General features: G+C 75.7%; 5 protein-coding genes. 3 read left to right on the top strand and 2 right to left on the bottom strand.

Annotated features, from left to right (window positions below; genetic code table 11):
* Positions 1-1034: 8-amino-7-oxononanoate synthase (locus QM572_RS04980; RefSeq protein WP_415090670.1), on the top strand; the 1034-nt coding region annotated here is incomplete at its 5' end.
* Complete coding sequence (gene bioD / locus QM572_RS04975; RefSeq protein ID WP_415090668.1) at positions 1031-1729, top strand: dethiobiotin synthase; 699 nt, start codon at positions 1031-1033, stop codon at positions 1727-1729. The genes QM572_RS04980 and bioD, both read left to right, overlap by 4 nt.
* 43 nt (positions 1730-1772) lie before the next feature.
* Here bioD and QM572_RS04970 read toward each other — a convergent pair whose 3' ends face one another.
* Positions 1773-2357 carry a TetR family transcriptional regulator gene (locus tag QM572_RS04970; RefSeq protein WP_415090666.1) on the bottom strand — a complete coding sequence of 195 codons (585 nt, stop codon included), beginning with the start codon at positions 2355-2357 and terminating at the stop codon, positions 1773-1775.
* Positions 2358-2440: 83 nt separating this feature from the next.
* On the opposite strand from QM572_RS04970, the gene QM572_RS04965 reads away from it, so the two are divergent.
* The gene (locus tag QM572_RS04965) at positions 2441-3619 is read left to right on the top strand and encodes a diguanylate cyclase (RefSeq protein WP_415090664.1); all 1179 of its coding nucleotides are present in this window, start codon (positions 2441-2443) and stop codon (positions 3617-3619) included.
* Here QM572_RS04965 and QM572_RS04960 read toward each other — a convergent pair.
* Positions 3584-4526: amidase (locus tag QM572_RS04960; protein ID WP_415090663.1), on the bottom strand; the 943-nt coding region annotated here is incomplete at its 5' end. The genes QM572_RS04965 and QM572_RS04960 overlap by 36 nt on opposite strands.

The raw sequence follows: 4526 nt of genomic DNA, 5'->3' as shown, positions 1-4526 counted from the left end.
GCGCCGCCGAGCTCGACCTGGCGGGCAACGACTACCTCGGCCTCAGCCGCCACCCGGAGGTGACCGCCGCGGCGGCGCGGGCGGCCGTGACGTGGGGGGCCGGTGCCGCGGCGTCGCGCCTGGTCACCGGCACCCTCGGCCTCCACGAGGAGCTCGAGGCCGAGCTCGCCGCCTGGCTCGGCCAGCCCTCCGCGCTGGTGCTCTCCACGGGCTACCACGCCAACCTCGGCGTCGTCGCGGCGCTCGGCGGCCGGGGCGTCCAGGTGATCAGCGACGCGCACATCCACGCCTCGCTCATCGACGCGGTCCGGCTGAGCCGCTCCGACCTGGCCGTCGTGCCGCACAACGACACCGCCGCCGTCCGCGCCGCGCTCGAGGCCCGCACCGCGACCCGCTCGATCATCCTCGCCGAGTCGATCTACTCCGTCCTCGGCGACGCCGCTCCCCTGGTCGAGCTCGCCGCGCTGGCCGAGGAGTTCGACGCGCTGCTCGTGGTCGACGAGGCGCACGGCGTCGGCGTCCACGGCGCCGGCCTGGTCCGCGAGCTCGGCCTCCACGACCGTCCGCACGTCCTCGTCTCCGCCACGCTGTCGAAGAGCCTCGGCGCCCAGGGCGGCGCGATCCTCTCACCCGTAGCCGTGCGCGAGCACCTGGTCAACCGCGCGCGCCCCTTCATCTTCGACACCGGCCTGGCGCCCGCCTCGGCGGCCGGCGCCCTCGCGGCCGCCCGGATCGCGCGCCGCTCCCCCGAGCTGGGGATGAGGATCCAGCGCCGGGTCGTCGCCCTCTCCGAGCGGCTCGGCCAGGCACCGCCGGCGGGCGCCGTGATCTCGATCCCGATGCCGAGCCCGCAGGCGGCCCTGGACGCGCAGGCCAAGCTCGCCGCCGACGGCATCCGGGTCGGCTGCTTCCGCCCCCCGTCCGTCCCCGACGGCATCAGCCGGCTCCGCGTGACCGCCAACGCCGGCGTCCCCGACGAGGCGTGGGAGCTCGCGGCCGACGCCCTCCTCCGGGTGGTCGGAGAGCTGGCGTGACCGGCCGCATCACCATCGTCACGGGGACGACGACGGGGGTCGGCAAGACGGTCGCCACCGCGGCGCTCGCCGTCGCCGCCGTACGCCGCGGCGAGCGCGTCCTCGTCGTCAAGCCCCTCCAGACCGGAGGGGGGGACGGCGACTCCGACGCCCGCGAGGTCACGCGGCTCAGCGGCGTCGAGACCGTCGAGTGGATCGTGCTCGACGCCCCGCTGGCACCCGACGCGGCGGCCCGCGTCCAGGGCGCGGTGCTGCCCGGCGTGGCGACCCACGCGCCGCCCCTCCTCGAGCTGGCGGCGACCCACGACCACGTCATCGTCGAGGGCGCCGGCGGACTGCTGGTCCGCCTCGACCAGAACGGCGGCACGCTGCTCACCCTCGCCGACGCCCTGCGCGCGGGCGGCGTCGCGCCCTCCTTCGTGATCGTCACGGCCGCGGGCCTCGGCACGCTCAACCACAGCGAGCTGACGTCGCGCGCCGTCGAGGCGGCGGGCCACGAGGTCGCGGGCTTCGTGATCGGCTCCTGGCCTCAGCTGCCGGGTCTCGCCGAGGAGCAGAACCTCCTCGACCTGCCGCACCACACCGGGTGCGCGATCCTCGGGCGGATCCCGGAGGGCGCCGGGTCCCTGGAGGCCGTCGTGTTCCGGCACGCGGCGCCGGGATGGGTCAGCCCGCCCGCCACACCGTCACCGTGACGGTCGGCGCATGACGTGACACCTGCGAGGTGTCGCCCGAGGCTCAAGCGGTCACGGTGACACGCGGGGACCGGGCGGCCGCCACCACCTGGACGCCGGCGATCACGATGCCGAGGCCGATCTCGACGCCACCCTCCTCCGGACCTCCCTCCGGCCACCCCTCGATCGCGCCGACCTCGGCCGCCTGACGGCGGGTCTGCTCGTCGACCGCGTGGCCGTAGACGAAGTGCAGCAACGTCCGCGCGCCGGCCGCCGAGAGCTCCCCGAGACCGGCCTCCGAGAGCGCCTTCTCCGCAAGCTCGAACGGCAGCCGCGCGCCGAGGCCGAACGACCAGACCGTCGCGACCAGCTCGGCGCCGTCCCGCGTCCCGAGCAGCGTCTCGTGCAGCACCTGGCCGACGGCCGCGACCTGATCCGTCCACGCGTCCTCGGCCGGCCACTCCGCACCCGCGAGCAGCTCGTCGGCCATCAGGGCCAGCAGCGTCTGCTTGTTCGGCACGTGGTGGTAGAGCGCCGAGGGCTGGATGCCGAGCTCGGCGCCGAGACGGCGCATCGAGAGCTCCGGCAGGCCGACCGCGTCGAGCAGGGCGAGCGCCCGGGTGACGACGTCGGAGCGGCGGTAGCGCACGTCGCCAGCCTAGCGATCTCCCGACCGGCGACCCGGGCGACCACTACCCTGGAGCCTGGGAGCGTGGAGCGGGAGGAGGGCCGATGGACGTCGTCACCCTTCAGCTGACGTTCGCGGGAGTGGCCCTCTGCCTGCTCGTCCTCTTCTACCTGACGACGTACCGCATCACCCATGCGCCCTTCTGCGGCTGGTGGTGCGCCTCGCTCGTCTTCTTCCTCGCCGCGGAGGTCGCCTGGGTCGTCGCCAGCCTCGGGCCGCGGGCCGTGGCGAACCCGATCGGCAGCGTGCTGGCCGTGTGCGGGGCCGCCACGGTCTGGCTGGCCGCCCGCTCGCTGGAGCGGCCGCGGCCCCCGTGGGCGCTGCTGGCACTGGCCCCGGGGCTGACCGCGCTCGCCGCGATCCTGGGGCATCCCGGCAGGCACGAGTGGGCGGGCGGCCTGGTCTACCTGACGGTCATGACCCTCCACCTCGGGCTCGCCACCTGGGAGACCTGGCGTGCCCGCAGTGCCAGGAAGGCCGCCCACGCCACCAGCGCGGCGGTGGCGACCTCGCTCGCCGTCTCCTCGACCCTGGTCACGGCCTTCTACCTCGCCCGGACCGTGGTGTTCGGAGTGGCCGGGCCGGACTACCCGATCTTCACGGGGATCCTCGGGACCGGGCCCACCACCCTGTTCACCACCTCGATGCTGGTGGCGGTGTCGCACAGCATGGGCGCCCTCAGCCAGGAGCAGGTCGTCGAGGACCTCCGCCGCCGCGCCGCGCTGGACGACCTGACCGGGCTGCTCAACCGCGCGACCTTCTGGGAGCTGGCCGAGCGCGAGCTGGTCGGCGTCGGCAGCGGTGCGGTGATCGTCGCGGACCTCGACAGCTTCAAGCAGGTCAACGACCGCTTCGGTCACACCGCCGGCGACCTCGTGCTCCAGGCCTTCGCCGACGCGGTGCGCGGGTCGATCCGCTCGACCGACCTCGCCGCGCGCTTCGGCGGCGAGGAGTTCGTCATCCTCCTGCCGGGTGCCAGCACCGCCGCTGCGGGCGTGGTGGCGCGGACGATCAGCCGCTCCCTGCAGGACACGCCGCTGCTCCCCGCCGGCGACGACGTCACGGTGAGCTACGGCATCGCGGCCGTGCCGTCGCGGATCGCGCTCGCGACGGCGATCGACCGGGCCGACGCCGCGCTCTATCGCGCCAAGGAGGCCGGGCGCGACCGGATCGTCACCCACGAGGACTCACCAGCCCGGCGGTCGGCGCCCGAATCCCCCTGAGGCCTCCTCGACCTGCGCGGCCAGCGCCAGCAGCGGGCCGTCCTCCCCCGGCCGCCCGGCCAGCATCACGCCGATCGGCAGCCCCTCGCGCGACCATCCGGTGGGCAGCGACACCGCCGGCATCCCGGTGACGTTCCACACGCTGGTCCAGGGCGTGAACGCCTTCTGGCGCTCGAAGTCGCGGGCCGGGTCGGCGTCGTCGCGCAAGGACCCCACCGGCGCGGGCAGGTCGGCGAGCGTGGGCGTCAGCACGACGTCGTACGCCGCCAGCGACCGCAGCGCCTGGGCGGCGTGGCGGCGCAGCTGGCCGATGGCCAGGCCGAAGGCGGGGCCGCTGACCGCGTGGCCGCGCGCGGTCAGCCACCGGGTGAGCGGGCGGACCAGGTGCTCGCGCTCGGGCGGCACCACGGAGAGCGCGGTGAGGACGGCCCAGCAGGTCTCGAACGTCGCCACCGCCTCGCGCGGCAGCGGGACGGGGACGTCGACGACCTCGTGGCCGAGGCCCTCGAGCAGCCGGGACGCGTCCTCCCAGGCGAGGAGCACGTCGGGATCGGGCACGACGTCGGCGATGACAGGCTCCGCGAAGCGCGCGACGCGCAGGCGCCCGACCGGGCGCCGGGCGGCGGCGAGGTAGGGCTCGGTCGGCGTCCAGCTCGGGTCCCCGACCCGGCGTCCGGCCAGGACGTCGAGGAGCGCGGCGGCATCGTCGACCGTGCGAGCGAGGGAGCCGGCGGTCGCGAGACCGATCGGGTCGCCGTACATCGGAGCGGAGCTGATCACCCCGCGCGAGGGCTTGAGGCCGACCAGCCCGCAGCAGGACGCGGGGATGCGGATCGAGCCGCCGCCGTCGCTGCCCTGGGCGACGGGCACGAGCCCGGCCGCCACCGCCGCCGCGGCGCCACCCGAG

The organism is Nocardioides sp. (assembly GCF_047607365.1).
In the GTDB taxonomy this organism is placed as follows: domain Bacteria; phylum Actinomycetota; class Actinomycetes; order Propionibacteriales; family Nocardioidaceae; genus Nocardioides.
The sequence above is the reverse complement of the archived record's forward strand: the minus strand, read 5'-3'. Positions and strand labels throughout refer to the sequence as shown.

What these genes read in the sequence shown, in the direction of transcription:
- QM572_RS04965 (WP_415090664.1), top strand. Translation starts at nt 2,441, where the DNA reads ATGGACGTCGTCACCCTTCAGCTGACGTTCGCGGGAGTGGCCCTCTGC.